A 26,637-nucleotide genomic window follows, 5' to 3' on the forward strand; every position below is an offset into this window, starting at 1 on the left:
GCAAGATGATGAACGAGACGCCCGTACCGCCCGCAACACCTCCGCGTCTCCGCGTCTCCGCGTGTCCGCGTGAACAAATCTTCTGCGCGCCTTCGCGCCTTCGCGTGAACACACCTTCTCGCACACAGTTACGGCAGCAGGATCGTGCTCCCCGAAGTCTCACCCGCCTCGATTGCGCGATGGGCGGCGGCAGCCTCTTCGAGCGGAAAGGTCCGACCGATCTCCGGTGTGACCGCGCCGTTGTCGAGCATCGCGAACAGGCGGGCGATGCCGGCCTGCCTTTCGTCCGGCGTGACGTAGTAATCGAACAGCGTAGGCCGGGTCACGAACAGCGAGCCCTTCCGCGCAAGGATGCCGATGTTGACGCCGTCGACCACCCCGCCCGCATTGCCATAGCTGACGATCAGCCCCCGCCTGGCCGCGCTATCCAGCGACGCGTCCCACGTCGCGCGACCGACACCGTCGAGAACAACCGGCACGCCCTTGCCGTCGGTGATCTCGCGGACGCGCGCGGCGATGTCCTCGGACTTGTGGAGGATGACGTGATCGGCGCCAGCCTTGCGGCTGCGTGCCGCCTTATCCTCGCTGCCGACGCTGGCGATCACGGTCGCGCCGATCGCCTTCAGCCAGCCGACGAGGATGTGGCCGACCCCGCCCGCCGCCGCGTGGACGAGGACGGTCTGGCCTGCCTGCACCTTGGCGCAGCGCTCGACCAGGAACTCGGCAGTGCAGCCCTTGAGCAGGATCGCCGCGGCGGTCTGGTCGTCGAGCGTGTCGGGCAGTTTGAATAGTTGGTTCGCGGGCACGTTGCGCTCGGTCGCGTACGCGCCGCGGGACGGTCCGAAGGTGCCGACCCGGTCGCCGGGCGCGAAATCGGTCACGCCCTCGCCGACCGCCATCACCATGCCCGCAGCCTCGCTGCCGAGCCCCGAGGGCAGGTCGATCGGGTACACGCCGCTGCGGTGGTAGGTGTCGATATAGTTCAGCCCGACCGCGGTGTTGCGCATCCACACCTCGCCCTTGCCCGGCGGCGGCAGTTCGACGTCGCGCCACTGAATGACCTCGGGACCGCCAGTCTTCTCGATGAATGCCACTCTCGCCATACCGGCCTCCTGATGAATTTCTCGATCAACCTACGGCATGCGTTTCGGGTTGCAACCGATCTCCGGCGAGCCCATTCCTGCGCAAGACATGATGCGGAGAGGCACGATGAAAAGCTATTTGCAGCAGTATATTGACGGCGCTTGGGTCGATAGCGAGGGCGGCACCGTCTATCAGGTGATCGACCCGTCGACCGAGCAGCCGTGCACCGAAGTCACGCTGGGCACCGCCGCCGATGTCGACAAGGCCGTGGCCGCGGCGCGCTCCGCGTTCGAAAGCTGGAGCCAGACCAGCGTGCAGGAACGCCTCGATGTGCTCGGCCGGATCATGACCGAGTACAAGGCGCGGATGCCCGATCTGGCGAAGGCGATGTCGCAGGAGATGGGCGCCCCGATGGCGCTGGCCTCGATGGCGCAGGCCCCCACCGGGCTCGCGCATTTCTCGGCGACCGCGAAAGCGCTGGCGGCGTTCGAATTCTCCGAGACGATTGGCAAGGCGACCGTCGTGCACGAACCGCTCGGCGTCGTCGCGATGATCACGCCGTGGAACTGGCCGCTCAACCAGATCTGCGCGAAGGTCGCGCCTGCGCTGGCGGCGGGCGACACGATGATCCTGAAGCCGTCCGAGGAGGCGCCATCGTGCGCGGTGATCCTGGCCGAGATCATGGATGCGGCGGGCGTGCCGGCGGGGGTGTTTAACCTCGTCAACGGCGACGGCCCAGGCGTTGGCGCGGCGCTGTGCGCGCACCGCGACGTCGACATGGTGAGCTTCACCGGCTCGACGCGCGCCGGGATCGCGGTCGCGTTGGCGGCGGCCCCTACCGTGAAGCGGGTGCATCAGGAGCTTGGCGGCAAGGCGGCGAACCTCGTGCTTGAGGGATCCGACCTTGCGACCGTCCTGCCGCCAACTGTCGCGGGCGTGCTCGCCAATTCCGGCCAGAGCTGCATCGCTCCAACTCGCCTGCTCGTGCATGCCAGCCAGGTCGCGGAGGCGACCGCGATCGTGAAGTCGATGATGGAGCAGACCAAGGTCGGCGATCCGGCCGAGATGGGCCAGCACATCGGCCCGGTCGTCAACAAGGCGCAGTTCGACAAGATCCAGGGGCTGATCCAGTCCGCGATCGACGAAGGCGCAACCTTGGTGACGGGCGGCGTGGGTCGGCCGGACGGGCGTAACGCTGGGTATTACATCCAGCCGACGCTGTTTACCGACGTGCGTCCGGACATGCGGATCGCGCAGGAGGAGACGTTCGGTCCGGTCGCGACGATCACGTCGTATGCCGATCAGGACGAGGGGATCCGTATTGCCAACGCGACCGAATACGGGCTGTCGGCGACGATCTCGGGTGATCCGGCAGCGGCAGCGAAGGTTGCGCCGCGGTTGCGGGCGGGGCTGGTGACGATCAACTCGTGGAGCCCGGACATCGGTGCGCCGTTCGGCGGGTACAAGCAGTCGGGGAATGGTCGCGAGAACGGGCGCTACGGGCTGACGGATTTCATGGAGGTGAAGACGATCACTGGCCTTCCGGGTGACGTGCGCGAGGGGAAGCCGGCCGAAGCGGGGGCTTAAGGGTTACGCCAGCTTCTTGGGGGGCTCGTCAGACAGGAGCCCCCCGTCATCCTGACGAAAGTCAGGACCCAGAGCCACGAGGGCTGGCTGTCGCAACCCTGGATCCTGACTTTCGTCACGATGACGGCCGGGTTGAGAGGTGAGTCAGCCTAGTCGAGGTTTGGACGGAGCCAGCGTTCGGCGGTTTTCAGGTCCGCGCCGCGGCGTGCGGCGTAATCCTCGAGCTGGTCGCGACCGACCCGGGCTACCCCGAAATACTCTGCTTGCGGGTGACCGAAATAGAAGCCCGAGACCGCTGCGGTCGGGAACATCGCGAAACTCTCCGTCAGTTCCAGACCGGTCGCGGTCTCGGCGTCGAGCAGGTCGAACAGGATCGGCTTGAGGCTGTGGTCGGGGCATGCGGGATAGCCCGGCGCGGGGCGGATGCCGCGATATTGTTCCTTGATCATCGCTTCGTTGGTGAGCTGTTCGTCGGGGGCATAGCCCCAGAGATCGGTGCGGACGTGCTTGTGGAGGCGTTCGGCGAAGGCTTCGGCGAAGCGGTCGGCGAGCGCCTTCAGCAGGATGTCGTTGTAATCGTCGTTGTCCGCCTTGAAGCGGGCGATGTGGTCGTCGATCCCATGGATGCCGACCGCGAAGCCGCCGAACCAGTCGTCCTGCGTGTCGACGAAATCGGCGAGGCACATGTTGGCGCGGCCTTCGCGCTTGGCGATCTGCTGGCGGAGCATGGGCAATCTATATTCCTCCCCGGCACGGGGAGGGGGACCATCCGCAGGATGGTGGAGGGGGGCCTCCGCGAGCGGGACGCTGTGTGGCACGCCCCCTCCACCGCTGCGCGGTCCCCCTCCCCGTGCCGGGGAGGATACAACCACATCATCACCCTCACGCCGCGCCGGCCACAACCCCGCGACCCCGCGCGGCGTCAGCCACTTCTCCGCGACGATCGTGTCGAGCATCGCCTGCGCATCCGCATACAGCGAACTCGCGCTCTCGCCGACCACTTCATCCGTCAGGATCGCCGGGAAATTCCCCGCCAGCTCCCACGCGCGAAAGAATGGCGTCCAGTCGATATAGTCGCGCAGGTCCGACAGGTCCCAGTCCGCGAACACATGCACGCCGGGCTTCGCTGGTGCGGGCGGCTTGAGCGCGAAGTCCGCCACGAACTTACGCTCCCGCGCGGTCGCCAAGGGCAGCAACTCGCTCTGCCCCTTGTTCGCGCGCGAGATCCGCACCGCCTCATACTCGTCCGCGATTTTCGTCACGAACTCGTCGCGAATCGTGTCCGAGACCAAGGTCGACGCGACACCCACCGCACGGCTCGCATCGAGCACATGCACCACCGGGCCGTCATAAGCCGGCGCGATCCTGAGCGCCGTATGCACCTTCGAGGTCGTCGCGCCGCCGATCAGCAGCGGCATCGTCATGCCCGCGCGCTTCATCTCCTCGGCGACCGTGACCATCTCGTCGAGCGACGGCGTAATCAGTCCGGAAAGCCCGATCATGTCCGCATCGTTCTCGTTCGCGGATTCGAGGATCTTCGACCACGGCACCATTACGCCGAGATCGACCACGTCGAAGCCGTTGCACTGCAGGACTACGCCGACGATGTTCTTGCCGATGTCGTGCACGTCGCCCTTGACGGTCGCCATGATGATCTTGCCCTTGCCGCGCGCGCCGGGCTCTTTCATCGCCTCGATATACGGCAGCAGATGCGCGACCGCCTTCTTCATCACGCGCGCCGACTTCACCACCTGCGGCAGGAACATCTTGCCCGATCCGAACAGGTCGCCGACGACGTTCATGCCGTCCATTAGTGGGCCTTCGATCACCTCGATCGGCCGCCCGTTATTGCCGTCGATGATCAGCCGCGCTTCCTCGGTGTCCTCGACGACATGGAGGTCGATGCCCTTGACCAGCGCATATTCGAGCCGTTTGTTGACGCTCAGCGAGCGCCATTCCGCCGCGGCCTTCTCGGCGACGACGTCGGTGCCGCGATAGCGTTCGGCGAGCGCCACCAGCCGATCGCCGGCCTCGGGATCCTTGTTGAGAACCACGTCCTCGACCGCCTGGCGCAGTTCGGGATCGATGTCGTCGTAGATGTCGAGCTGGCCGGCGTTGACGATCGCCATGTCCATGCCTGCGGGGATCGCATAGTACAGGAACACGCTGTGCATCGCGCGGCGCACGGGCTCGTTGCCGCGGAACGAGAAGCTGAAGTTCGACAGCCCGCCCGAGATATGGACGTGCGGGCAGCGTGCCTTGATCTCGCGGCACGCCTCGATGAAGTCGACGCCGTAATTGTCATGCTCCTCGATCCCCGTCGCAACCGCGAACACGTTGGGATCGAAGATGATGTCCTCGGGCGGGAACCCGATCCCGACGAGGAGCTTGTACGCCCGCTCGCAGATCTCGACCTTCCGCGCCTTGGTGTCCGCCTGCCCGACCTCGTCGAACGCCATCACGACCACTGCAGCACCGTACGCCATGCACTTGCGCGCTTGGGCGAGGAACTGCTCTTCCCCCTCCTTCATGCTGATCGAATTGACGATCGGCTTGCCGCTGACGCACTTCAGCCCGGCCTCGATCACGCTCCATTTCGAGCTGTCGACCATGAACGGGATGCGCGCGATGTCGGGCTCGGCGGCGATCAGCTTCAGGAACGTCGTCATCGCGTGATGCGCGTCGAGCAGCCCCTCGTCCATGTTGACGTCGAGCACCTGCGCGCCGCTCTCGACCTGCTGCCGCGCGACCTCGACCGCGGCGGGATAGTCGCCCGCCATGATCAGCTTCTTGAAACGCGCCGAGCCGGTGACGTTGGTGCGCTCGCCGATGTTGACGAAGGAGGTGGAGGTTGTCGTGGTCATCGGTTTTCCAATTCCTCCCCGKKMCGGGGAGGATTTACGCCGCCATCGTGAATGGTTCGAGGCCGGCGAGCTTGGTCCGCACTTCCGGCCGAGCCACAACCCGCGGCTCGAGCCCCCGCACGCCGTCCGCCATCGCCTTGATATGCGCCGGGGTCGACCCACAGCAGCCGCCTAGCACGTTGACCTGCTTGGCCACCGCCCACTCGCCGACCAGCCCGGCCGTCGTCTCGGGCTGCTCGTCATACTCGCCGAGTTCGTTGGGCAGGCCGGCGTTCGGATACACCATGATCAGCGTATCGGCGATCGCCGACAGCGTCTTCACATGCGGCCGCAGCTGCTCCGCGCCGAACGAGCAGTTCAGCCCGATCGTGATCGGCTTGGCATGCCGCACCGCATGCCAGAACGCCTCGACCGTATGCCCCGACAGGTTGCGCCCGCTGAGATCGGTCAACGTCATCGACATCATGATCGGCACATCGCGCCCGAGCGCGTCGCCCGCCTCGATCGCCGCCATGATGCCCGCCTTGGCGTTGAGCGTGTCGAACACCGTCTCGATCAGGATGAAGTCGACGCCACCCCCCTCGCCGCCTTCGAGTAGCGCGTCGATCTGCTCGCGGTACACGCCCTTGAGATAATCGAAATCGATCTCGCGGAAGCCGGGATCGTTGACGTCGGGCGACAGCGACAGCGTCTTGTTGGTCGGCCCGATCGCGCCGGCGACGAAGCGAGGGCGGCCGTCCTTCGCCTCATATTCGGTGGCTAGCGCACGGGCGATCCGCGCGGACTCGACGTTGATCTCGCGCACCAGATGTTCCGCGCCGTAATCGGCCTGCGAAATGACGTTCGCGCTGAACGTGTTGGTCGAGACGATGTCCGACCCCGCCTCGAGATATTCGCGCGTAATCGTCTCGGGGACGTCCGGCTTGGTGATCGCCAGGATGTCGTTGTTGCCCTTCTGGTCGTGCGACAAGCCGAGCGACCCTGCGTAAGCCGCCTCGTCGAGCTTCCAGTTCTGGATCTCGGTGCCGAACGCGCCGTCGGTGATCAGGATGCGCTTGGCGGCTTCCGCGTTGAAACGTTCACGTGGTGTCATCGTCGATCTCCTCCCCTCCCGCTGGCGGGAGGGGTCAGGGGAGGGAAGTGCCGCAAACGAGACGGTCGGATCGGGCCAGCCCCTCCCCTGACCCCTCCCGCAAGCGGGAGGGGAATTACGCCGCCGCGACCTTCGCGACCGGCTTCGCACGCACACCGAGCATGTGACAGATCGCGTAGGCCAGTTCCGCGCGGTTGAGAGTGTAGAAGTGGAAGTCCTTCACGCCGCCCGCATACAGCCGCCGGCACATCTCGGCCGCGATCGTCGCCGCGACGAGCTGCCGAGCGGACGGATGATCGTCGAGCCCCTCGAACAAGCGGTCCATCCACGCCGGGATCTCAGCGCCGCAGAGCCCGGCGAATTTCCGCGTCTGTGCGACGTTCGATACTGGCAGGATCCCCGGCAAGATCTGCGCGGTGATCCCGGCGGCTGCAACTCGGTCGCGAAACCGGAAGTACGCTTCGGGCGAAAAGAAGAACTGCGTGATCGCGCGGGTCGCACCGGCATCGATCTTGCGCTTCAGATTGTCGATGTCGGCATCATGCCCACCCGATTCCGGATGGCACTCGGGATACGCCGCGACCGAGATCTCGAACGGGTGCAGCTTCCGCAAACCTGCGACCAGAGCCGCCGCATTCTCATACCCGCCCGGATGTGCCTGATACGGCTGGCCCAAGGTGGGCATGTCACCGCGCAACGCGACGATATGCCGCACGCCCGCCGCCCAATATTCCTCGGCGACCTGATCGATCTCGTCTTTCGTCGCCTCGACGCAGGTCAGATGCGCGGCGGCGTTCATCGACGTCTCGCGCTGGATCCGCGCCACCGTCGCGTGAGTCCGCTCGCGCGTGGAGCCGCCCGCGCCGTACGTCACCGACACGAAGTCCGGGCCGAGCGGCTCCAGCGTGCGGATCGCCTCCCAGAGCTGCGTCTCCATTTTCTCGCTCTTCGGCGGGAAGAATTCGAAGCTCAGACCGACATCACCCGCAAGATCCGCGAACAGCGGTTCTTCGAGCGCGCGGCGCGCTTCGGCCAGTTGGGGGATCGAAATGTTCGTCATGCCGCCTTCACCTCACGCAAGCTCGCGCCGATCTTTCGACCGAGCCATAATTTCACCGTCAACTCACCGCCCTCGAGCGTCTCGACGCGCGCCGTCTGCAAGCCTGCCGCCTCGAACCACGCCGCCATCTGCTCGTCCGCGAACCCCAGGCGCGTGTGCGCATCGCGCACCCGCAGTTCCTCGCGGTCGTGGCTGGCGAAGTCGGCGATCAGCAACCGTCCGCCGGGCGCTAGCACCCGCGCCGCCTCGCTCACCGCCGCGCCGGGCTGCTGCGCGAAGTGCAACACGTGATGCAGGATCGCGACGTCCGCCGCGGCATCCGCCATCGGCAGCGCATACAGGTCCGCCTGACGCAACTCGGCGTGCGTCATGTCGTGCAGTTTCGCCCGCGCCAGCCGCAGCATCTCCGAACTGCGATCGATCCCTAGCGCGACCGTCGCGCGTCCGCCGAACAGTTCGAGCATCCGCCCGGTGCCCGTACCGATGTCGATCAGCGTGCCGACCGGCGCATCGCCGAGCACGGCCGCCATCGCCGCCTCGACCTCGCTGTCGGCGACATGCAGCGACCGGATCGCGTCCCACTCGTCGGCGTGCCCCTCGAACCACGCCGCGGCACTCGCCGCCCGGTCTGCACGCACCGCCGCAAGCCGTGCCGCATCCGCGACCGCCCAATGGTCCGGCTCGGTCTTTGCCCATACGTCGAGCGAACGCGCGATCGGCTCGACCACGTCCGGGGACCCGAGCGCGACGAACACCCAACTGCCTTCCTTACGACGCTCGGCAAGCCCGGCATCGCACAGGATCTTCACATGCCGCGAGACGCGTGGCTGGCTCTGCCCCAGCACTTGGGCGAGCTCGCCGACCGACAGCTCCATCCGCCGCAACAGCGCGAGGATCCGCAACCGGGTCGCGTCCGCCAAAGCACGGAAGATTTCGAGCGCCATCGTCATACGAGGACATATAAAGAATTCTTTATATGAGGTCAACGCGGGCGTGTGCGTCTCGAACATTACCGATCGGCACCCGCGACTTATCGCATCCCGCCGATCGTGACGGATCGGAAACGCTTCGTCCGCGTTCGATTGCGCTATGGGCTGGGCATTCCCCGGTCCACAAGACGACATCCACGGGAGTAGATACCTATGAAGAAGTTCCTGATCCCCGCCCTGGCGCTTACCGCCGGTCTCGCCGCCTGCAGCAACAATGCGCAGGACCAGACCGCACAAGCCGCCAACGCGATCGCCGCCGATGCCAGCGCGACCACCGCCAATGCCGTCGACGACGTCAGCGCCGCCAGCGATCGCGCGCTGGGTTCGGCAGAGCGTTCGCTCGACAACGCCGGTGCGCGCATCGACAACTCGACCGATCACCTCGACGCCAAGACCGACCGCGCCGGTGACCGGATCGAAGCCGGTGCAGACCGGGCAGGCGCCTCGATCAGCAACGGTGCGGACCGTGCGGCCGATGCTACCGGTAACGCGCTGACCCGCGCTGGCAATGCGATCAAGGACTAAGCCTTGCCAAGGCGCCCCCACTTCTCCGTCACCCCAGCGAACGCTGGGGACTCCCGGTCCGGGTCACGACGACCGCTCCGGGAGGATGCCAGCGTTCGCTGGCACGACGGCATGATGGTGGGGGCGCTGTTTGCTATTTCAGCGCTGGCGGCGTGCTCGCCCGCGAGCGAACCCGGCGCGGTCACCGCCGACGAAGCGCACCAGTTGAACGAAGTCGCCGCGATGCTCGATGCGAACAGCGTCGACCTGAACGCGGTCGCCGCCGCTCCTGACGCCGCCGTTCTTGACGATGCCGCGCCCAATACCGAACTCCCCTCGAATCAAAGCGACCAGACCCGATGACCCTCCGCCGCCTCGGCTCGACCGATCTGAAGATCGCCCCGCTCGTCCTCGGCGGAAACGTGTTCGGCTGGACTGCCGACCGCGCCGCCAGCTTCGCCGTGCTCGACGCGTTCGTCGCGGGCGGCGGCACGATGATCGACACTGCGGACGTCTATTCGGCCTGGGTCGACGGCCATCAGGGTGGCGAATCCGAGAGCATGATCGGCGAATGGCTGAAGGCGAGCGGCAAGCGCGACGACGTGCTGATCGCGACGAAGGTCGGCATGCTCCCCGGCGAAGGCGGCGAGAAGCTCGCCCCCGCGCGTATCGCCGCCGCTGCCGAAGCCTCGCTGAAGCGCCTCGGTACAGATCGCATCGACCTGTACTACGCGCATCAGGACGACGAGTCACAGTCGCAGGAGGCTGTCCTCGAAGCATTTGGCAAGCTGGTCGATGCGGGGAAAGTGCGCGTGATCGGCGCCTCGAACTTCCACGCCGCCCGCCTGAAGTCCGCGGTCGAGGCTGCCAAGACGTCGGACCTGCCGCGCTATCACGTTCTCCAGCCCGAATATAACCTCGTCAGCCGCACCAAGTTCGAGGGCGAATTGCAGGATTACTGCGTCACCGAGAACATCGGCGTGCTGCCCTATTACGGCCTCGCCTCGGGTTTCCTCACCGGCAAGTACCGGACGAAGGACGATCTGAGCCAGAGCGTTCGCGGCGGTCGGATGGGCGAATTGCTCGAAGGTACCGGCAAGGCTGTCCTCGATGCGATGGACTCGGTTGTCGAAGCTACTGGCGCGACCCACGCGCAGGTTGCGCTGGCGTGGTTGATCGCGCAGCCGGGCGTGACGGCGCCGATTGCGAGCGCCACCAGCGTGAAGCAGATCGAAGACCTGCTGCCTGCGATGACGCTGGAATTGTCGAAGGACCAGTTGGACGCGCTGATGGTCGCTGGCGCCTGACCTTAATCCTCCCCCGCCAGGGGGAGGTGTCGCCGGAGGTGACGGAGGGGGAGGACAACGGAACAGCGGTTTCGCCTTCCTCCCCCTCCGTCAGGCAAGCGCCTGCCACCTCCCCCTTGCGGGGGAGGATTGTTCAGTCGCCCGCAAATGTCAGCGCGGACGTCCGTCGCTCCCGCTCGTTGATCAGCAGCGCCCGCCCGGCCGGCGCAACAGACCGTTGCGGGCAATCGTTGCGGAAACAGGCGCGGCAGCCGAGCCCGATCGGCATCGCCCTGCCCGCCAGATCGAAGCCGCTCGCCGCCGCGAGCACACCCGCCTGCGCCGCCGCGACGCCGAGACCGATGGCGAACTCGGCGTGCACTGCGCCAAATCGGCTGCCCTGCGGCGTCACGGTGCGCGCCATCGTCAGCCAGCGCGCGCCGTCCTCCAGTTCGACTAGCTGGACCATCAGGCTGCCCGGTCGGTCGAACGCATGATGCAGCCGCCACAACGGACAGCGCCCGTCGGCCTCGACGAGTGCCGCGCCGCTGGCGCCGGGATAGCGCTTCGACGCCTGCCCCGCGCGGTCGATCCGGATCATGAAGAAGGGCAAGCCGCGTGCGCCGACGCGCTGCAACGTCGTCAGCCGGTGCGCGACCTGTTCGAAGCCCGCGCCGAACCGGCGTTGCAGCAGTTCGATGTCGTACCCCGTCGTCTCGCATCCACGGAGGAAACGCGCATAGGGCATCATCAGCGCGGCGGCGAAATAGCCGAGCAGGTGGCGGCGATAGAGCCGTTCCGCGGCGCGATCGGTGAACCCTGCGCCTTTGGCGAGCGCATCGATCTCCGCCTTCGCCTCGATCTGGCCGAGCTGGAACGCGACCGCAAACGTGCGCGAGGCGGGGTCGAGCATCTCGCTCAGCTGTAATTGCCGCGCGTGCAGGTCGAGGCGGCGCAGCGTGTCGGGGAGCACGTCGGCGGGCAGTACGCGGATGGTCAGGCTGTGCTTCGCGCGCAACCGCTCGGCAATCGCGCCGTAGAGGTCGCCAGCGCCAAGCCGCAGTTCGTCGGCCAGCGCTTCGGCCGCGGCGTCGAGATCGGCGAAATGATTCCGCCAACGCTCGATCTCGCGACGGACGAGCGTGACCGGATCGTCGCCCGCTTCGACCACCGCGCCGCCGCCGATCCGGTCGAACACGCGCGCAAATGCCGCCGCACCGCCGGGGGCACTGGCAAGCCATTCCTCGACTTCGTTGCGGTCGATCTCCAGGTCGGCGAACATCGGGTCGGCCAGCCGCCGCCGGATCGCATCCGCACCGCCGCCCGGTTCACCCGCCGAGAGCGACCGCGGATCGAAGTCGAAGCTCTCGGCCAGCTTGATCAGCAGCGTCGCGGAGATCGGCCGCTGGTTACGCTCGACGAGGTTGAGATAGCTCGGGCTGATCGCGAGCATGTCGGCCATCGCCGCCTGCGTCAGCCCCGCCCCGCGCCGCAAGCGACGGATCGCGTGCCCCGCCAGCAATTTCCGTTCCGCCATCGCAAACCCTCCTGTCACGATGTTTACAGAACGACACGTGTTCCACAAGCTGGACGGACACCGCGACGTTGCGGCGGCTCGGGGCGGCCTTCCAACGTGCCGGCTTCGAACGCTATTGCCTGTGCATCACCTCTCTTGGCGCACGATCGGTGTAAAGAGAGAGATAAGACGATCATCGAAGGAGGCAAGCCATGCAGACGACCACCGAACAACCCCGCGCCCGTGCCGTCTTCTCGACCAACGATTTCGCGCTGATGAAGGAAGTCCTCGGCGAGATGATCAGCAAGACCTCGATCGACGACGAACGGCTGACGCGGATGAGTGCGCTGTACCATCGCCTCGGCCGGCTCGGCTAAACCGATTCACACAGTTTCCTGGGGAGGAAAGGATCCCGCCGGTGGCTCGTCCACCGGCGGGTATTCCTGTTTAAAAGGACGGTGCGCTCCCGAAGCCCGTCATCCTGACGAACGTCAGGATCCAGGGTAACGGGCGCTGGAGCTTGTGGCTCTGGATCCTGACTTTCGTCAGGATGACGGAGTGGGGGTGGCGGGTGCGTCCGCCTACCAGGGCACCGTCGAGATCACGCCGAACTAAGCATCCCCTTGCGAAAGCCGCCCTTTCCAACCCAGTCCCCTCGTGTAGGACGGCGGGATGGCCAAGACACTGACCGCTCGCATCAAGGACGACATCGTCCTCTACGGCGCCCTCGCCGCCAATCTCGGGATCGGCGTGGCGAAATTCGTCGCCGCCGGGATGACCGGATCGTCGTCGATGCTGACCGAAGGCTTCCACTCGGTGGTCGACAGCGGCAACCAGGTGCTGCTGCTCTACGGGCAGAAAAAGGCCAAGCGCCCCGCCGACGAGGCGCACCCGTTCGGCTATGGCCGCGAGCTGTATTTCTGGGCGTTCGTCGTCGCGATCCTGATCTTCGCGATCGGCGCGGGCGTGTCGATCTTCGAGGGCTGGCGGCATATCCAAGAGCCCGAACCACTTACCAGCCCGACCATCAACTACGTCGTCCTCGCGATCTCGTTCGCGCTCGAGGGCAGCAGCTGGACGATCGCGGTGCGGGAGTTCTCGAAGTCGAAGGGCGACATGGGCTGGTGGCAGGCGATCCATCGGTCGAAGGATCCGGCCGGCTTCATCGTGCTGTTCGAGGATTCCGCGGCGCTGGCCGGCCTCGTCATCGCCGGGATCGGCATCTGGGCGAGCCATGCGTTCAACGATCCGCGGATCGATGGCGCCGCCTCGATCGCGATCGGCCTGATCCTCGCGCTGGTCGCGGTGTTGCTCGCGCGGGAATCGAAGGGACTACTCATCGGCGAGCGCGCAGACCCGGCGGTGATCGCGACGATCCGCAAGATCGTCGCCGCCCATCCCGCGATCGTCTCGGTCAATCACGTCCGCACGATCCACACCGCGCCCGAGAGCATCTTCGCCGCGATCAGCGCGGACTTCGACGATTCGGTGACGATGGGCGACGGCGAGACGCTGATCGAGGCGATCGAAACCGAGTTGCGTGCCGCCATCCCGATGCTCTCCTCGATCTATATTCGACCAGAGAAGCGCGAGAACGCGACGCTTGCCGCATCCGCTTCGCCTGCCCCGGCGACCGCACAAAATACTACGCAAATCTGATCTAAATCAGACTCATCACACTGGTAAGGCTCGACATTCCAAAATAATATTGGGGGATGAGACCGCTACTTCGGCTGATCGCCCTGCTCTGCCTGTGCCTGGGATACGCGCTCCCCGCACAGGCTGCCGTCACCATCACCTTCTGGAGCCACGAGCTCGGCAACAGCTTCCCGCACGCGTTCTTCACGTTGCGGGGCATACCCGACGCCGGCGGCGCGCCGGTCGACGCCAACGCCGGTTTCACCGCGAAATCGGTTTCGCCGGCGCTCTTGATGGGGCCCGTGCCAGGCAAGCTCGACATCGCCAGGCCGGGATATGTCGCGAGCAGCGATGCGCAATTCTCGGTCGTGATGAGCGACACGCAATACAACGCGGTGCTGCGGCTGGTAGACGCCTGGAGCGAGGGCAAGCCCGACAGCGTCTACCGCCTTTCGGATCACAATTGCGTGACGTTCGTGAAGGAAGCGGCGCGGATCGTGGGCCTGACCGGACTCGACCAGCCCAAGCTGATGAAGAAGCCACGTTCGTACCTGAAGGCCGTCGGCGCCGCGAATGCCGGTCGCGTCATCCCGGTCGGGGTGCACGGCAAGGACTATCTCGCTAGCCTGCCGCCGATCTCCCCGTCACAGGCAACCGCCGCCAACACAACGGCGGTCGTTGCCACGGCGGGACCAGTACCCGCCCACTAAGGCGCGGGTATCAGTTCGACCACGTCGAGGACCGACTCAAATCGCGGATACGGGAGGACGACGCGCCACCGCCGCGTGCCGATCCGTTCGATCAAGCCGGCCATGTCGCGATTGGCGTCGCGACCATAGCGCATCGGGCGCTTTTCATCGCCGAGCTCCATCGTGCCGAGAAATATCGCGCGCGACGCGGTGTCGACGAAGACCGTGCCGACAGGGCGCTGCGATCCATCGACCTTGACCAGGCTGACGACATCGGTGTCGCCGTTCGAGTCTATCCGGCAAGCGAACCAGGCGGATGCGCTGTATGTCGGGCCGATCCCACCACGCGCGCCGAGCTTGAACGTGCGGCACTGATAACTTCCGGCGGGCGGCAGGGCGTCGGCGAGCGCGTGATCCGGATCGAACAATATCGGTTCGGCGGCAAGGTCCTTCGCGTCGACCTGTGCCAGCGCGTCCATCCATGCACCACGCCAGCCCCGCAAACGCGCGCGATCAGCGACCGTGGCGACACGCCGCCAGTCGGAGTCGCGATCGGTATCGAGCGGCGACACGGCGCCCGAGCCGATCAACGTCGCGGGCGATGCGCTCGAACCGTATCCGGCTAGTATGAGACAGGCCCCGGTGGCCAACCATGTCCGCTTCGTCGTCGACCGCGTGTGCATATCCGAAGCTAACCCTCTAACATGCCGTACTACAATCATATTCTCGCACCACGGGGCACCATCACGCCGCCGTCCAGCCGCCATCCATCGACAAATTGGCCCCGGTGATCGCCTTGGCTTCGTCGCGACACAGGAACAGCGCGAACGCCGCGACCTGTTCGGGGGTGACGAATTCCTTGGTCGGTTGGGCGGCGAGCAGGACGTCGTTCATCACCTGGTCGCGCGTCATCCCGCGGGCCGCCATCGTGTCCGGGATCTGGTTCTCGACCAGCGGCGTCCAGACATAGCCCGGCGAGATGCAGTTGACGGTGATGCCGTCGGTCGCGGTCTCCAGCGCGATCGTCTTGGTGAGCCCGGCGATCGCGTGCTTCGCCATGACGTAGGCGGACTTGTTCGGGCTCGCGACCAGCGAGTGCGCGGACGCGGTCGAGATGATCCGGCCCCAGCCCTTGGCGCGCATGTGCGGCACGGCTGCGCGCATCATGTGCCAGGCCGAGGACAGGTTGATCGCGATGATCGCGTCGAACTTGTCGATCGGGAAATCGGCGATCCCCGCGACATGCTGGATGCCAGCGTTGTTGACGACGATGTCGACGCTGCCGGTCTCGGCCGCTGCCCGCTCGACCATTGCGGCGATCTGGTCGGGCTTGGTCATGTCGGCGGCTTCGTAGAGCGCGATCGCGCCGCTGGCCTGCGCCAACGCCGCCCGCTCACGTTCGATCACATCGGCATCGCCGAACCCGTTGAGCACCACTGCTGCGCCTTCGGCTGCGAACGCCTTGGCGTAGGCGAGCCCGATTCCCGACGTGGATCCGGTGATGACCGCGGTCTTGCCCTTCAGGAACATGCATACTCCCCCATCTTCGCGCAGCGTATTCTGCCGCCGTGCAACCCTAGCGCCACCTTGCGCATTTCGTTCCCGAGAAGAAACGAAAAGGGGCATATCCATGCGGCTCGACGATTACGATCCGAACATCAACGTCGAGGACCAGCGCGGGTCGGGCGACGGAGGCGGCGGCTTTGGCGGCGGCGGTGGCGGCCTGCTGATGGGGCTGTTGCCGATGATCGGCAGCCGCTTCGGGTGCGGCGGGATCGTCGTGGTGCTGATCCTGATGGCAGTGTTCGGCGGCATGGGTGGCCTTGGCGGGCTGCTCGGTGGCGGACAGACTTCGGCACCGACGACGCAGAGCGGACCGCGCTCGGGCACCGATACCAAGTCGAGCTGTTCGCTGAACGCCGAAAGCAAGGCTGCCTGCAACGCCTTCAGCTCGGCCGACAATACCTGGGAAGCGATCTTCCAGAAGAACGGCCAGCGGTTCGAGGCGCCCAAGCTGGTGTTCTTCGACGGCAATGGCCGCTCGGGTTGCGGCGCCGCGCAGTCGGCGATGGGGCCATTCTATTGCCCGACCGACCAGGGCATCTATCTCGACACGAGCTTTTTCAACGAACTGTCGACTCGCTTCAAGGCGAACGGCGACTTCGCACAGGACTACGTGATCGCGCACGAGTTCGGCCATCACATCCAGAAGCTGCTCGGTACCAACGCGCAGGTCCAGCAGGCGCAGCGCCAGGCGAGCGAGACCGAGGGCAACGCGCTGTCGGTGCGGCTCGAATTGCAGGCGGATTGCTACGCCGGCGTGTGGGCGGCGGCGAACAAGACGCGGCTCGAGGCCGGGGATATCCAAGAGGGCATGACCGCGGCGCAGGCGATCGGCGACGATACGTTGCAGAAGCAGTCGCAGGGTCGCGTGGTACCGGACAGCTTCACGCATGGGACTTCGGCACAGCGCCAGTCTTGGTTGAAGCGTGGGTTGGACAGCGGCGATCCGCAGCAGTGCGACACGTTCTCGGGCGCGATCTAAACCTCAAGTCTGGATCCTCCCCCGCAAGGGGGAGGTGGCTGGCACTTGCCAGCCGGAGGGGGAGGTAAGCGAAACGCCTGTTCCGTATCCTCCCCCTCCGTCACCTTCGGCGACACCTCCCCCTGGCGGGGGAGGACTCAAACAATGGCGCGCCCGTCCTTATGCAACGACGATGCCCTTCCAGAACCCATAGCGATCCTTGATCTCGGCAGCTGCCGACTTCGGCTCTGGATAATACCAGACCGCATCGACATTGCGCTTCCCGTCGACGACCAACGTCTTGTAACTCGCCACACCCTTCCACGGGCAGCTCGAATGCGTGGCGCTATCCTCTAGCAATGCCGGATCGACGCTGTCGGCGGGAAAATAATGATTGCCCTCGACGACGACGGTATCGTCCGATCGAGCGATCTCGTGGCCATTCCAACTTGCAACCGGCATACTGATCTCCTTCAGGCGTGCCCCAGCCCCGCCGCCTCATACGCTTCGGGCTTGAACCCGACCAGCAGCGTCTTGCCGGTATCGAGCACAGGCCGCTTGATCATCGACGATTGCGCCAGCATCAGCGCGATGGCCTTCCCGGCATCGAGATCCGCTCGGTCCACATCCGGAAGTTTGCGGAACGTCGTCCCCGCACGATTGAGCAACACCTCCCAGCTAACCCGGCCGATCCAGTCGTTCAGATGCGCGGCGTCGATTCCGGCGGTCTTATAGTCGTGGAACGCATAGTCCACGTCGTGCGCATCCAGCCATGTCCGCGCCTTCCTGATCGTGTCGCAATTCTTGATGCCGAACATCGTGATCGTCAAAATAGCCTCCGAAGCAAACTGGAATGAGTCCAGGCGCATCCGTTTGATAGCAAGCGACGGGACGCACGTGCACCCGATCCAGGACATGAAGCTCGCTCATACTCAAGAGGAGCGATCATGTCCTTCCGCGTTCAGGGGCTCGACCCCGACCAGTTTCGACACCTGTTCGGCGCCTCCGATGCCGGCCTCGCGCTAGCGGGCGCCCGGCGATACAGTGTCGACGCCAAGCCCGGCTTTCCCGATCGCATCGCGGTACGCGACCTGGAGATCGGCGAAACCGCGATCCTGATCAACTACGAACATCAGCCGGCCGACACGCCCTACCGCTCGCGCCACGCGATCTTCGTATCCGAGGCGGAGACGGAACCGCTGGACCTGCTCAACGCCATCCCCGAGGCGATCCGCATCCGGCCGATATCCCTGCGCGCCTTTGGATTCGACGACGAAATGATCGACGCCGACCTGGTCGCAGGCACGGACCTGATCCCGCTGATCGAGCGCTTCTTCGCGGTGCCGGACGTGGCGTATCTGCAGGCCCATTACGCCAGACGCGGATGTTACGCCGCGCGCATCGTTCGTGCCTGACGTGCGCAAGCCGGTGGCGTGACCGGCTCGGGGCGTTTATCGGTGCGTCATGACGCATCCATTCTACGCGATCCATAGTCACGGGCTGATCCGGGTTGCCGCCGCGACGCCGCGGGCTTCGGTGGGGGATACCGGCGCCAATGCCGAGGCTACGATCGCCTTGGCGCGCGAGGCGGATGCGAAGGGCGTCGACCTCGTCGTCTTCCCGGAGCTGAACCTCACCTCCTACGCGATAGACGACCTCCATCTTCAGACCGCGCAGCAGCGAGCTACGCTAGCCGCGATCGGGACGGTGGTTGAGGCGAGCGCGATCTTGCGGCCGGTGCTGCTGGTCGGCGCCGCGCTGGTGCGCAACGGTCGGCTGTATAACTGTGCGCTGGCGATCGCGCGGGGGCATGTGCTCGGCGTGGTGCCGAAGACGTTCCTGCCCAACTACCGCGAGTTCTACGAGAAGCGCTGGTTTGCCAGCGGCATGGGAATGACTGGACTGACGATCGACCTTGACGGTGAAGCGATACCATTCGGGACCGACCTGATCTTCGCCGCGCGCGATCTGCCCGGCTTCGTGTTCCATGCCGAGATCTGCGAGGATTACTGGGCCCCTACCCCGCCCTCGACCGCGGGCGCCCTCGCCGGGGCGCTGATCTGTTGCAACCTGTCCGCGTCGAACATCGTGATCGGCAAGGCGCGCGACCGGGCGATGCTGGCGGCGGCGCAATCGGCCCGCGCGGTCTGCGCCTATGTCTATTCCGCCGCGGGGCCGGGCGAAAGCACTACAGAGGTCGCCTGGGACGGCCAGGGACTGGTCCACGAACTCGGCGAGCAGATCGCTGAGTCGGCGCGGTTCTCGACCGAGCCCGAACTGGTCGTCGCCGACGTCGACTGCGAACGGATCACGCAGGAACGCCTACGGACCGGCACGTTCAACGATGCGGCGATGTTCGCCGGCAACCCCGAAACACGATTCCGGCGGATCGCGTTCGATCACGCGCCGGTACTTGAGGACGCTGGCCTCGAACGCGCCATCCGCCGGTTCCCGTTCGTCCCGAACGACCCGGCGCGGCGCGGCGACGATTGCTACGAGGCGTTCAACATCCAGGTGGAGGCGCTCTCGAAGCGCCTCGTCTCCGCGAATGCCGAGACGATCGTGATCGGTGTGTCCGGCGGGCTCGACTCGACCCACGCGCTGATCGTCGCGGCGAAGGCGATGGACCGCCTCGGGCGGCCTCGCAGCGCGATCCTCGGCTTCACCATGCCCGGCTTCGCAACCGGCGAAGGGACCAAGGCTAACGCTTGGGCACTCATGCGCGCGCTCGGCATCACCGCGGAAGAGATCGACATCCGCCCCGCCGCCACGCGGATGCTGGAGGACATCGGCCATCCCTTCAGCGAGGGTGAACCCGTCTACGACATTACCTTCGAGAACGTGCAGGCGGGTTTGCGCACCGACTATCTCTTCCGCTTTGCCAACCAGCGGCGCGGGATCGTGCTCGGCACTGGCGATCTCAGCGAGATGGCGCTCGGCTGGAGCACCTACGGCGTCGGCGACCAGATGAGCCATTACGCGGTGAACAGCGGCGTGCCCAAGACGCTTATCCAGTTCCTGATCCGCTGGTGTATCCGCACCGATCAGTATGACGCGGCGACCGACGCGATCCTCTCGACGATCCTGGCGCAGGAGATCTCGCCCGAGCTCGTTCCGGCGGGCGCGGATGGCGCATTGCAGAGCACCGAGTCGATGATCGGGCCCTATGCGCTGAACGATTTCTTCGCGCATTACGTGATCCGCTACGGCCTTGCCCCCTCGAAGATCGCGTTTCTCGCCTGGCACGCATGGCGCGATGCGAGCGTCGGCGCATGGCCGGAAGACCTGCCCGCGGACGCGCGCGTCGCCTACGACCTGCCGACGATCCGCCATTGGCTGGAGAAATTCCTGTTCCGGTTCTTTACGACCAGCCAGTTCAAGCGGTCGGCGATGCCCAACGGGCCGAAGGTCTCGGCAGGCGGTGCGCTATCGCCGCGTGGCGACTGGCGTGCGCCGTCGGATGGAACTGCCGAGATCTGGATCAAGGAATTGCGGTCAAGCGTTCCGTAAGGTCAGCCGCGCCACCTTGCATAAATCGCCCATCCGGCGCATTATGAAAATCCTATGACAGTGGCTCCACCGGATGGATCGCGCGATCGCCGGATCGAGATCCCATCTAATCTTTGGCTGATTCACCCGGCAGGCCGTGCGCTTTTGCCGCTTGCGTTGGCGCGTGGAATTTCGGCCAATTCGGTGTCGGTGGCGGGGCTTTGCCTCGGCGGAGCAGCGGCGCTTGCCTACACGCAATGGGGAAACTGGGCCCTCGCGCTGGTCGGCCTGGTGCTGTCGATGGGGTGGCTTATCGCCGACGGACTCGACGGCATGGTCGCGCGTGCAACCAAGACGGCGAGCCCGCTCGGTCGCATGCTCGACGGGCTATGCGATCACGGCGTCTTCGCGCTGATCTACATCTCGCTCGCGCTGACGATCGACACGCCCGAGGCCTGGGTCCTCGCTTTTGCCGCCGGTGGCGCACATGCGGTGCAGTCGAACATGTACGAGGGCGAGCGCTCACGCTTCCATCGTCGCATCAAGGGCGTGGCGCTCGAAGCGCTTCCCGTTCCGACCGGCAACGCGCTCGTCCGCTTCTACGACGGCGTCGCGAGCAGCATCGACCGGATCGCAATGCCGTTCGAGCGCACGCTCGGTCAGTCGGCGGATCCGGTCGCGCTCGGGGCCCTGTACGGTGCCCGCGCCGTCGCGCCGTTGCGCTTCATGGCCTTGCTTACCGCGAATGTCCGGGTATGGGCGATCTTCGTCGCCTGTTTCGCGGGCAACCCACGCATCTTCTGGTGGTTCGAGATCGTCCCTTTGACGCTCGTGGCCATCGTCGGGCTCGTCTGGCACCGTCGTGTCGAGCGGGCTTTCGTTCGTAATACTTCCGCAACGCGACCAAAGACCGCGTCGCGCATGCATCTTTCGTAAGGAACAGGGTCAGTAATGAATAGCATTCGGATCGCCGTGGTCGGCATCGGCAACTGCGCGAGCTCGCTCGTCCAGGGCCTCGAGCATTATCGCGAGGGGGCAAACGACCAGGTTGGCCTGATGCATTTCGATATGGGCGGCTACAAGCCGAGCGACATCAAGGTCGTCGCGGCCTGGGACGTCGATCGCCGGAAAGTCGGCAAGGACGTCGCCGAGGCGATCTTCGCCAAGCCGAACTGCACCGCGGTGTTCGCACCCAATGTCGGCAACACCGGCACGATCGTGAAGATGGGCAAGAAGCTGGACGGCGTCGCCGACCATATGGCCGACTTCAAGGACGACCGTACGTTCCTCGTCTCGGACGCCGCCGAACCGACGCGTGAAGAGGTCATCGCCGAGCTGAAGGCATCGGGCGCCGACGTTCTCATGAACTACCTGCCGGTCGGTTCGCAGGAAGCGACCGAATTCTACGCCGAATGCGCGATCGAAGCGGGCGTGGCGTTCGTCAACAACATCCCCGTCTTCATCGCCTCGAACCCGGTCTGGGCGAAGAAGTTCGAAGACGCCGGCGTCGCGATCATCGGCGACGACATCAAGGCTCAGCTCGGCGCGACGATCGTCCACCGCGTGCTGACCGACCTGTTCGCCAAGCGCGGCGTGAAGCTGGATCGTACGTACCAGCTTAACACCGGCGGCAACACCGACTTCCTCAACATGTCAAACCATCGCCGTCTCGAGTCGAAGAAGATCTCGAAGACCGAAGCCGTGCAGTCGGTCGCGGCCGAGCGCATGGACGACGACAACGTCCATATCGGTCCGTCGGACTATGTGCCCTGGCAGAACGACAACAAGGTCTGCTTCCTGCGCATGGAAGGCCAGCTGTTCGGCGGCGTGCCGATGAACATCGAGCTGCGTCTATCGGTCGAGGACAGCCCCAATTCGGCGGGCGTCGCGATCGACATGATCCGTTGCGCCAAGATCGCCAAGGATCGCGGCATCGCCGGCGTGATCGACCCTGCCTCGGCCTATTTCTGCAAGCACCCGCGCACGCAGATGACCGACGATCTCGCGCAGATCGAAGTCGAGCGGTTCATCAAGGCCGCCTGACATGATCGATGCGCCCCGGATTCAAACGGCGATCATCCTCGCCGCCGGGGAAGGCAGCCGCCTTCGCACCTCCGCCCCGTACAAGCCGCTCTGCGCGGTGGCGGGGCGGCCGTTGATCGCTCACGCGCTTGAAGGGCTGGCCGAGGCTGGTTTCGCGCGGGCGATCGTGACGGTGAGCTACGGGCGCGAGGCGATCGAGGCGTATCTCGCGAGCCGGCGTTGGCCGTTGAAGGTCGAGACGGTTCTCGCGGATCACCGCGAACCCAACGGCGTTTCGGTACTGGCGGCGCGCGATGCGCTCGGCGGTAGTGAAGCAATTCTCGCAATGTGCGACCACCTCGTCAGCCCCGAACTCTACGCGCGCATGGCGAGGGCCGGCGCGGGCGGTGGTCTGCGCCTCGGCATCGACCGACGGCTCGGTCATGACTGGGTCGACCCGGAGGACGTCACCTGCGTGGCGACCGAAGGCGACCGCATCGTCGCGATCGGCAAGGGGCTCGAACCGCACGACTGCTACGACACCGGCGTCTTCGCGATCGGCCCTGCGCTGTCGGACGCGCTGGCAACGCTCGCGAGCCCCTCGCTCACGGAGGGCGTTCGCCTGCTAGCCGCGCAAGGCTTGGCCCGGATCGTGGATTGCAGCGACATCGACTGGATCGACGTCGACGACGCCCCCGCGCTGGCAAAAGCCGAAGCGTGGATGGCGACTAAAGCCGACGCGGTCGCCGCTTAACTGCCGTTCTCCTGCGAAAGCAGGAACCCAGGATACCAAACGAAACGCTCCTGACCCTGGACTCCTGCGTTCGCAGGAGAACAGTGCCTAGCCTGCGACCTCGACCCGAGGATCGGGCACGTCCAGCGTCGCGCACGTCCCGACCGCAGCGTTCTCGATCGTCACAGTCCCGCGCAACTGTCGCGCGAGGCTGCCGATCATCCGCATCCCAAGGCTTTTCCGCGATGCTGTCTTCAAGTCGAAGTCCGCCGGCAACCCGCCGCCCTCGTCGGACACCGTCAAGATTATCCGCCCGTCAGCACTCCGCACGGTGACAAGGATCACGCCGCCGTCGTCGCCATAGGCATATTTGATCGCGTTGGTGACCAGTTCGGTGACCAGCAACCCCATCGGGATCGCCACGTCCGCGCTGATCAGGATCGCCTCGATATCGCAGTCGATCCGGTGGTTGAGCGACTGCTCCCCCAGCCCCGTAGCGATCCCGCAGACCAGATCGTTCAGCGCGACGATGCCGACCTGATCGCCACGCCAGAGCTGGTCGTGCGTCTGCGCAATCGCGGTGATCCGCGCCTGGGCATCGCCGAGCAGCCGGCGGATCCGCGGATCATCATCATCCTGCATCTGAAGATTGAGCATCGCCGACACCAGAGCGAGACTGTTCTTCACCCGGTGGCTGGCTTCGCGCGTGAGCAACTCCTGATGCTCCATCGCTTCGCTCAGCCGCTGCTCCGCCTGCTGTCGCTCGATCGCGACGCCGATAAGGTTCGCAAACCCCTGCATGAACGCGAAATCGGCGGGCTCGAACTTGCCTTCGTCGGGGCTGTCGACTTCAAGCACGCCGAACCGCTTACCCGACGTCTCGACCAGCACGTTGATTGCGCGGCGGATATTGTGCTGCGCCATGAACTCCGGCGTCCGGAAGCGCTGCTCGTTCTCAAGGTGGTTCGATATCACCGGCAGCCCGGTCTCCAGCGCGAACCCTGCCGGCGAACCGAGATCGGTCCGCATCTCGGTCGACCCGACCACCCCCGGCGCCCAGCCGATTCCTGCGCGGACCAACAAGGTGTTCTGTTCGGGACGGTATTCGAGGAACTTGCAGTATTTCGACCGCATCCCCTCGCCGCACAACTCGGTCGCGCGCTGCAACATCGGCTGCAGATCCCGCGCCCGCAGCGCCTCGATCCCGAAATCGGCCAGGATCGACTGCTGACGAAGACGATATTCCAGTTCGCCTGCGCCAGGGGGCCGATCGCCGCCGGGAGATTGTTCGATAACCGTCATACTCACTCGATGTTACTGGCAATAAGTCTCGTCACGCCTGCCGCATCCAGCAGGCTCAATCGCCCACCCTGAAATCGCGGATCATGCGTGACTTCCGCGATTGCCCATTCGGGGCTGACGATCGACGTCAAAGCGGCCGCGTCGTCCTGCTCGATCTCGGCGAGTTCGAGCCCGGCGAGCGCTCCTTCGAACAGGTCGATGCCGAAGTCAGCACCCACCGGATACCGGCGTTTCCTCAAAGATCGTGCCGGCAGTCTCGCCAGCAGGTCATACTCGTCCCGATCAAGATACGTCGTGACCGTCGGCCTGCTCAGCACATCGGCAACGTCGTATTTCTTGCCGACCTTCAGGACCACGCGCCCCGAGCCGCTATCGGTCATGGCGCGCAGCCTCAGCCGCGTACCCTCGATGTACCGGTCCTCGATCAGGATATACGGCGCATCGGCCAGATCGGGCCGACGCGCAGGGTCGACGAGAAACCGGCGCTCGCGCTCGACGTGCGCGTATTTGTGAGCGACCAGTTCCTCATCGAGCCCCCGCAACATCGGGTCAGCGCGTCAGCTTCTTATAGGACAGCGCGGTAGGACGATCCGCCGCATCGCCCAGACGGCGGCGCTTGTCCTCTTCGTAGGATTCGAAATTGCCCTCGAACCATTCGACATGGCTGTTGCCCTCGAACGCCAGGATGTGCGTGGCGAGACGATCCAGGAAGAAGCGATCGTGGCTTATCACCACCGCGCACCCTGCGAAATTCTCGATCGCTTCCTCGAGCGCGCCCAAGGTCTCGACATCGAGATCGTTGGTGGGCTCGTCGAGCAGCAGCACGTTGCCGCCGCGCTTCAACATCTTGGCGATGTTGACGCGGTTGCGCTCGCCGCCCGACAGCTTGCCGACGTTCTTCTGCTGGTCCTGGCCCTTGAAGTTGAACGCCCCGACATAGGCGCGCGTCGACTGGTCGAACCCGTTGACCTTCATCGAGTCGAGGCCGTCGGAAATTTCCTCCCAGACGTTCTTCTTGTCGTCGAGATGGTCGCGGCTTTGGTCGACATAGCCGAGCCGCACGGTCGAACCCTTGTCGATCGTGCCGCTGTCCGGCGTCTCCTGCCCAGTGATCAGCTTGAACAGCGTCGACTTGCCGGCGCCGTTGGGACCGATGACGCCGACGATGCCGCCCGCGGGCAGCGTGAACGAAAGGTTCTCGAACAACAGCTTGTCGCCGTAAGCCTTGGAGACGTTCTCGAGCTCGATGACCTTGCCGCCGAGACGCTCGGGCACCTGGATGACGATCTGCGCCTTGCCCGGCGAGCGGTTCTCCTGTGCGGAGACGAGGCGTTCGAAGTTGGCGATACGCGCCTTGGACTTGGTCTGGCGTGCCTTGGCACCCTGACGAATCCATTCGAGCTCGTTCTTGATCGCGGTCTGACGACCGGATTCCTCGCGGTCCTCCTGCTCGAGGCGCTTGGCCTTCTTCTCGAGATACGTCGAGTAATTGCCCTCGTACGGGAAATACTTGCCGCGATCGAGTTCGAGCACCCAGCCAACGACGTTGTCGAGGAAATAGCGGTCATGGGTGATCATCAGCACCGCGCCCGCATAATCCTTCAGATGGTTCTCCAGCCACTGGACGCTTTCCGCGTCGAGATGGTTGGTGGGCTCGTCCAGCAGCAGGATACCCGGCTTCTGGATCAGCAGGCGGGTCAGCGCGACGCGGCGCTTCTCACCACCCGAAAGCTTGTCGACCGGCCAGTCGCCTGGCGGGCAACGCAGCGCTTCCATTGCAACCTCAAGCTGGTTGTCGAGCGTCCAGCCGTCGATCGCGTCGATCTGCTCCTGAAGCGTCCCCATCTCCTCCAGCAGCGCGTCGAAGTCGGTGTCGTCCTGGGGATCGCCCATCTCGGCGGAGATTGCGTTGAAGCGATCGACCATGTCCGCGACACCGCGCGCGCCGTCCTTGACGTTCTCCAGCACGGTCTTGGTGGCGTCGAGCTGCGGCTCCTGCTCCAGATAGCCGACCGTGACGTTCTCGCCCGGCCATGCCTCGCCGGTATAGTCCTTGTCGATGCCGGCCATGATCTTGATCAGCGTCGACTTGCCCGCGCCGTTGGGGCCTACGATGCCTATCTTGGCGCCATGATAGAATTGCAGATTGATGTTCGACAGCACCGGCTTGGGCGCGCCGGGAAAGGTCTTCGTCATGTCCTTCATGACATAGGCGTATTGGCCGGCCACGGGGGTCTCCGTTCGGGTGTTCGTGAGGG

At 65.3% G+C, this 26,637-nt stretch carries 26 protein-coding genes; 13 read left to right on the top strand and 13 right to left on the bottom strand.

Translation table 11 applies throughout. From position 1 onward, the window contains the following. Positions 1-128: 128 nt before the first annotated feature. Entirely contained in the window at positions 129-1,103 is a 975-nt protein-coding gene (locus ASE69_RS19980; protein WP_056490620.1) for a quinone oxidoreductase family protein, read from the bottom strand. Between the two features lie 106 nt (positions 1,104-1,209). Between ASE69_RS19980 and ASE69_RS19985 the strand changes: the two genes are divergently transcribed. Further along, positions 1,210-2,670 carry an aldehyde dehydrogenase family protein gene (locus ASE69_RS19985; protein ID WP_056490752.1) on the top strand — a complete coding sequence of 487 codons (1,461 nt, stop codon included), beginning with the start codon at positions 1,210-1,212 and terminating at the stop codon, positions 2,668-2,670. A 149-nt stretch (positions 2,671-2,819) separates the two neighbouring features. On the opposite strand, the gene metH is transcribed toward ASE69_RS19985, so the two are convergent. The 4 genes from metH to ASE69_RS20005 form a co-directional block, all read right to left on the bottom strand. Continuing rightward, entirely contained in the window at positions 2,820-5,534 is a 2,715-nt protein-coding gene (gene metH, locus ASE69_RS19990) for a methionine synthase (RefSeq protein ID WP_056490624.1), read from the bottom strand. 34 nt (positions 5,535-5,568) lie between these two features. Further along, positions 5,569-6,627, bottom strand: coding sequence for a homocysteine S-methyltransferase family protein (locus tag ASE69_RS19995; RefSeq protein WP_056490626.1), 1,059 nt, complete (start codon positions 6,625-6,627; stop codon positions 5,569-5,571). Between the two features lie 115 nt (positions 6,628-6,742). Next, the gene (metF, locus tag ASE69_RS20000) at positions 6,743-7,687 is read right to left on the bottom strand and encodes a methylenetetrahydrofolate reductase (RefSeq protein WP_056490628.1); all 945 of its coding nucleotides are present in this window, start codon (positions 7,685-7,687) and stop codon (positions 6,743-6,745) included. Further along, the gene (locus ASE69_RS20005) at positions 7,684-8,637 is read right to left on the bottom strand and encodes an ArsR/SmtB family transcription factor (protein ID WP_056490629.1); all 954 of its coding nucleotides are present in this window, start codon (positions 8,635-8,637) and stop codon (positions 7,684-7,686) included. Before ASE69_RS20005 ends, metF begins: the two co-directional genes overlap by 4 nt. Before the next feature lie 192 nt (positions 8,638-8,829). Here ASE69_RS20005 and ASE69_RS20010 point away from each other — a divergent pair, with 192 nt between their 5' ends. The 3 genes from ASE69_RS20010 to ASE69_RS20020 all read left to right on the top strand — a co-directional run bounded on the left by ASE69_RS20010 (position 8,830) and on the right by ASE69_RS20020 (position 10,487). After that, positions 8,830-9,201 carry a hypothetical protein gene (locus ASE69_RS20010; RefSeq protein ID WP_056490632.1) on the top strand — a complete coding sequence of 124 codons (372 nt, stop codon included), beginning with the start codon at positions 8,830-8,832 and terminating at the stop codon, positions 9,199-9,201. 111 nt (positions 9,202-9,312) lie between these two features. Beyond that, positions 9,313-9,543 carry a hypothetical protein gene (locus ASE69_RS20015; RefSeq protein WP_056490636.1) on the top strand — a complete coding sequence of 77 codons (231 nt, stop codon included), beginning with the start codon at positions 9,313-9,315 and terminating at the stop codon, positions 9,541-9,543. Beyond that, complete coding sequence (locus tag ASE69_RS20020) at positions 9,540-10,487, top strand: aldo/keto reductase (protein ID WP_056490638.1); 948 nt, start codon at positions 9,540-9,542, stop codon at positions 10,485-10,487. Before ASE69_RS20015 ends, ASE69_RS20020 begins: the two co-directional genes overlap by 4 nt. A gap of 133 nt (positions 10,488-10,620) precedes the next feature. Here ASE69_RS20020 and ASE69_RS20025 read toward each other — a convergent pair whose 3' ends face one another. Then, positions 10,621-12,003, bottom strand: coding sequence for a helix-turn-helix domain-containing protein (locus ASE69_RS20025; protein WP_056490641.1), 1,383 nt, complete (start codon positions 12,001-12,003; stop codon positions 10,621-10,623). A gap of 191 nt (positions 12,004-12,194) precedes the next feature. On the opposite strand from ASE69_RS20025, the gene ASE69_RS22685 reads away from it, so the two are divergent. The 3 genes from ASE69_RS22685 (at position 12,195) to ASE69_RS20035 (ending at position 14,330) form a co-directional block, all read left to right on the top strand. Next, positions 12,195-12,359 (top strand): hypothetical protein, encoded by a 165-nt coding sequence (locus tag ASE69_RS22685; protein ID WP_164913371.1) that lies wholly within the window; start codon positions 12,195-12,197, stop codon positions 12,357-12,359. A 295-nt stretch (positions 12,360-12,654) separates the two neighbouring features. Then, positions 12,655-13,641, top strand: a complete 987-nt coding sequence (locus ASE69_RS20030) for a cation diffusion facilitator family transporter (RefSeq protein WP_056490643.1) — start codon at positions 12,655-12,657, stop codon at positions 13,639-13,641. Between the two features lie 56 nt (positions 13,642-13,697). After that, entirely contained in the window at positions 13,698-14,330 is a 633-nt protein-coding gene (locus ASE69_RS20035; protein ID WP_056490646.1) for a hypothetical protein, read from the top strand. Here the strand turns inward: ASE69_RS20035 and ASE69_RS20040 are convergent. Both ASE69_RS20040 and ASE69_RS20045 read right to left on the bottom strand, forming a co-directional pair. Further along, positions 14,327-14,959: a DUF4893 domain-containing protein gene (locus ASE69_RS20040; protein ID WP_235519005.1), complete on the bottom strand. Its 633-nt coding sequence runs from the start codon at positions 14,957-14,959 to the stop codon at positions 14,327-14,329. The genes ASE69_RS20035 and ASE69_RS20040 overlap by 4 nt on opposite strands. A 94-nt stretch (positions 14,960-15,053) precedes the next feature. Beyond that, on the bottom strand, positions 15,054-15,839 hold the full coding sequence (locus ASE69_RS20045) for a 3-hydroxybutyrate dehydrogenase (protein ID WP_056490650.1): 786 nt from the start codon (positions 15,837-15,839) through the stop codon (positions 15,054-15,056). Between the two features lie 100 nt (positions 15,840-15,939). On the opposite strand from ASE69_RS20045, the gene ASE69_RS20050 reads away from it, so the two are divergent. Continuing rightward, a complete protein-coding gene (locus ASE69_RS20050) occupies positions 15,940-16,854 on the top strand; it encodes a neutral zinc metallopeptidase (protein WP_056490653.1) in 915 nt (304 codons plus the stop codon). A gap of 159 nt (positions 16,855-17,013) precedes the next feature. Here the strand turns inward: ASE69_RS20050 and ASE69_RS20055 are convergent, their stop codons facing one another. Continuing rightward, entirely contained in the window at positions 17,014-17,295 is a 282-nt protein-coding gene (locus tag ASE69_RS20055) for a DUF427 domain-containing protein (protein ID WP_056490655.1), read from the bottom strand. An 11-nt stretch (positions 17,296-17,306) separates the two neighbouring features. Continuing rightward, positions 17,307-17,663 carry an ArsC family reductase gene (locus ASE69_RS20060; protein WP_156362431.1) on the bottom strand — a complete coding sequence of 119 codons (357 nt, stop codon included), beginning with the start codon at positions 17,661-17,663 and terminating at the stop codon, positions 17,307-17,309. Between the two features lie 117 nt (positions 17,664-17,780). Here ASE69_RS20060 and ASE69_RS20065 point away from each other — a divergent pair, with 117 nt between their 5' ends. From ASE69_RS20065 to ASE69_RS20085, 5 genes are read left to right on the top strand one after another with little or no spacing between them, the layout of a single operon-like run. Next, the gene (locus tag ASE69_RS20065) at positions 17,781-18,248 is read left to right on the top strand and encodes a DUF1203 domain-containing protein (RefSeq protein ID WP_056490659.1); all 468 of its coding nucleotides are present in this window, start codon (positions 17,781-17,783) and stop codon (positions 18,246-18,248) included. Between the two features lie 49 nt (positions 18,249-18,297). Next, entirely contained in the window at positions 18,298-20,343 is a 2,046-nt protein-coding gene (locus ASE69_RS20070; RefSeq protein WP_056490662.1) for an NAD(+) synthase, read from the top strand. Between the two features lie 54 nt (positions 20,344-20,397). Beyond that, the gene (locus ASE69_RS20075) at positions 20,398-21,258 is read left to right on the top strand and encodes a CDP-alcohol phosphatidyltransferase family protein (RefSeq protein ID WP_056490664.1); all 861 of its coding nucleotides are present in this window, start codon (positions 20,398-20,400) and stop codon (positions 21,256-21,258) included. A 15-nt stretch (positions 21,259-21,273) separates the two neighbouring features. Further along, on the top strand, positions 21,274-22,365 hold the full coding sequence (locus tag ASE69_RS20080) for an inositol-3-phosphate synthase (protein WP_056050788.1): 1,092 nt from the start codon (positions 21,274-21,276) through the stop codon (positions 22,363-22,365). Position 22,366: 1 nt separating this feature from the next. Next, entirely contained in the window at positions 22,367-23,098 is a 732-nt protein-coding gene (locus ASE69_RS20085; protein WP_056490667.1) for an NTP transferase domain-containing protein, read from the top strand. A gap of 87 nt (positions 23,099-23,185) precedes the next feature. Here ASE69_RS20085 and ASE69_RS20090 read toward each other — a convergent pair whose 3' ends face one another. From ASE69_RS20090 to ettA, 3 genes are read right to left on the bottom strand one after another with little or no spacing between them, the layout of a single operon-like run. After that, the gene (locus ASE69_RS20090; RefSeq protein WP_056490670.1) at positions 23,186-24,379 is read right to left on the bottom strand and encodes a sensor histidine kinase; all 1,194 of its coding nucleotides are present in this window, start codon (positions 24,377-24,379) and stop codon (positions 23,186-23,188) included. 2 nt (positions 24,380-24,381) lie between these two features. Beyond that, positions 24,382-24,924: a hypothetical protein gene (locus tag ASE69_RS20095; RefSeq protein ID WP_056490673.1), complete on the bottom strand. Its 543-nt coding sequence runs from the start codon at positions 24,922-24,924 to the stop codon at positions 24,382-24,384. Positions 24,925-24,928: 4 nt separating this feature from the next. After that, the gene (gene ettA, locus ASE69_RS20100; RefSeq protein WP_056062887.1) at positions 24,929-26,608 is read right to left on the bottom strand and encodes an energy-dependent translational throttle protein EttA; all 1,680 of its coding nucleotides are present in this window, start codon (positions 26,606-26,608) and stop codon (positions 24,929-24,931) included. Positions 26,609-26,637: the final 29 nt, after the last annotated feature.

The organism is Sphingomonas sp. Leaf208 (genome assembly GCF_001421415.1).
Classification (GTDB): domain Bacteria; phylum Pseudomonadota; class Alphaproteobacteria; order Sphingomonadales; family Sphingomonadaceae; genus Sphingomonas.